Origin of the sequence: Saccharomonospora iraqiensis subsp. paurometabolica YIM 90007, assembly GCF_000231035.2 — a bacterium.
GTDB classification, from domain to species: Bacteria; Actinomycetota; Actinomycetes; order Mycobacteriales; family Pseudonocardiaceae; genus Saccharomonospora; species Saccharomonospora paurometabolica.
In genome coordinates this window covers 1-2,289 of sequence record NZ_KI912227.1, presented here as the reverse complement: position 1 = coordinate 2,289, position 2,289 = coordinate 1, and the positions used below count along the sequence as shown (strand labels likewise).

Below are 2,289 nucleotides of genomic sequence, written 5' to 3'. Positions count from 1 at the left end.
TGGCGCCCCGTCGGGATCGGCCCCGTTCGCGCCGACCCCGTTCGCGCCGGCCCCGTTCGCACCGGCGCCGTCGGGCTCCTCCGACCGGATCCGGTCGATGATCGCCTGGGGTGCCGTGTCGGTCACCCCGGGAGCGCGTCCACCGGACGCGTCGTCGTCCTCGGCAGCGCGACGCCGCCGGCGGCGTGATGCACCCCCGGCCTGCCCGCCGTGTTCGGCGAGGAGTTCGGCGACAGTCTTCTGCGCCCGCCCGCCGTCGCTGTCTCGAGTCATCCCTTCCACCGTGCCCGTAGCCCGTCGTCCGCGTCCAGTGTGCGCCCGGGGGTCACGAGTGTCGCTCCGGGGCCGTGTCCACCGCAGTCCGATCCTCGCCGTTGGAATGGTCCAGCCGTCGAAGGATGACACCTTCGCGTAGTGCCCACGGGCAGATCTCCAATGTGTCGAGTGACAACGCTCGCATCGTGCTCTGCGCCACAAGCGCGCCCGCGACGAGCTGGTGTGCCCGGCTCGGGCTGACCCCCTCCAGCTCGGCGAGGTCGCTGGAGGACATCCGCGAGATGAAGGCGATGAGCTGACGCAGTGCGGTGTCGGTGAGCACCCGCCGCGCCCGGGGACCCGCGGCCGAGGGGGCCGCCCCGGTCAACCGCGCCAGCGACCGGAACGTCTTCGACGTGGCGACCACCCGGTCGGGCTGCCCCTGACGTCCGATCTCGGTGGCGAGCGGGGCGAGCTGGTCCTCCAACCAGGCCGTGGTGGCCACGACCTCCGTACGGGTCGGCGGATCGTGCGCGAACCGGGTGCGGGTGAGGCGCCCGGCGCCCAGCGGCAGGGAGACGGCGAGGTCGGGTTCCTCGTCCACCCCCATCGCGACCTCCAGGGAACCGCCGCCGATGTCGAGCACCAGGAGCCTGCCCGCCGACCACCCGAACCAGCGGCGCACCGCGAGGAAGGTCAGCCGCGCCTCGGTCTCGCCGCTGAGCACGCGCAGCTCGACGCCGGTGTCCCGGGTGACGCGGTCGAGCACGTCCCCGGCGTTGCGCGCGTCCCGCAGGGCCGAGGTCGCGAACGCCATGACCTCCTCGCATCCCAGCCGCCGCGCCGACCCGCAGGCCGCCACGACGGCATCGACCAGTTCGTCGGCCGCGGCCTTGTCGATCTCGTTGTCCCCGCCGATCCGCTCGATGAGCCGCACGACGGTCTTCTCCGAGTGCATCGGGGTCGGATGGCCACCACGATGGGCGTCCACCACCAGCAGGTGGACGGTGTTCGACCCGACGTCGAGTACCCCTAGGCGCACGAAGCCCAACGGTACCCGGAGTCGTCGTTAGTGTGCTGTGACATTCGCCGGACGGTCGCCCGCTGCGGCGGGGCGGAGGATCCGCCGCGCCGGGCGGCGCGGCAGGCCGTCCGGCGCGGGGTGGGCGATCGGCGCGGCAGATCGGTGCCGGTCGGCCCGGCCGGTCAGACCTCGAACTTGTAGCCGAGCCCGCGCACGGTGACCAGGTGCCGGGGGGATCCCGGATCGGCCTCGATCTTCGACCGCAGCCGCTTGACATGGACGTCGAGCGTCTTCGTGTCCCCGACGTAGTCCGCGCCCCACACCCGGTCGATGAGCTGGTGCCGGGTCAGCACCCGGCCGATGTTGCGGAGCAGGTACTCCAGCAGGTCGAACTCCTTCAGCGGCAGCGGCACCTCGGTCCCGTCCACGGTGACGACGTGCCGTTCGACGTCCATCCGCACCGGCCCGCCGGTCAACACCTGCGCGGCCGTCTCGTCCTCCGGCTGCCCCTCGCCGCCGCGGCGCAGCACGGCCCGCACCCGGGCGATCAGCTCCCGCGCCGAGTACGGCTTGGTGACGTAGTCGTCGGCGCCGAGTTCGAGCCCCACCACCTTGTCCACCTCGCTGTCCCGCGCGGTGACCATGATGACCGGGACCGCCGACCGCTGACGGAGCTGCTTGCACACGTCGGTGCCGCTCATTCCCGGGAGCATCAGGTCGAGCAGGACGATGTCGGCCCCGTTGCGGTCGAACTCGTCGAGCGCCTCGGTGCCGTCGGTGGCCACCGCCGCGGTGAACCCTTCCTTGCGCAGCATGAAGGCCAGTGGATCGGCGAACGACTCCTCGTCCTCGACGATGAGCACCCTCGTCACGGCGATGTCCTCTCCTCGGTGCGGTCCGTCTTCCCGGCGCGGTCCGCCGGCGTCGTGCGGGGCGACCCGGACGGGATCCCCGCGGGGACACCGTCCGCCGTGTCCCCGGCGGCCCCCGCCCCGGTGACGGCCGGCTCC

2 protein-coding genes and 1 pseudogene are annotated in these 2,289 nt (G+C 72.8%); all 3 read right to left on the bottom strand.

Features of this window, described 5'->3' with window-relative positions; all coding sequences use genetic code 11:
• A pseudogene (locus SACPADRAFT_RS33830) lies at positions 1-273 on the bottom strand (hypothetical protein); the annotation flags it as partial.
• Between the two features lie 52 nt (positions 274-325).
• Complete coding sequence (locus SACPADRAFT_RS0209620; RefSeq protein ID WP_007027326.1) at positions 326-1,297, bottom strand: Ppx/GppA phosphatase family protein; 972 nt, start codon at positions 1,295-1,297, stop codon at positions 326-328.
• Between the two features lie 164 nt (positions 1,298-1,461).
• Positions 1,462-2,151, bottom strand: a complete 690-nt coding sequence (locus tag SACPADRAFT_RS0209615) for a response regulator transcription factor (protein WP_007027325.1) — start codon at positions 2,149-2,151, stop codon at positions 1,462-1,464.
• Positions 2,152-2,289 lie beyond the last annotated feature (138 nt).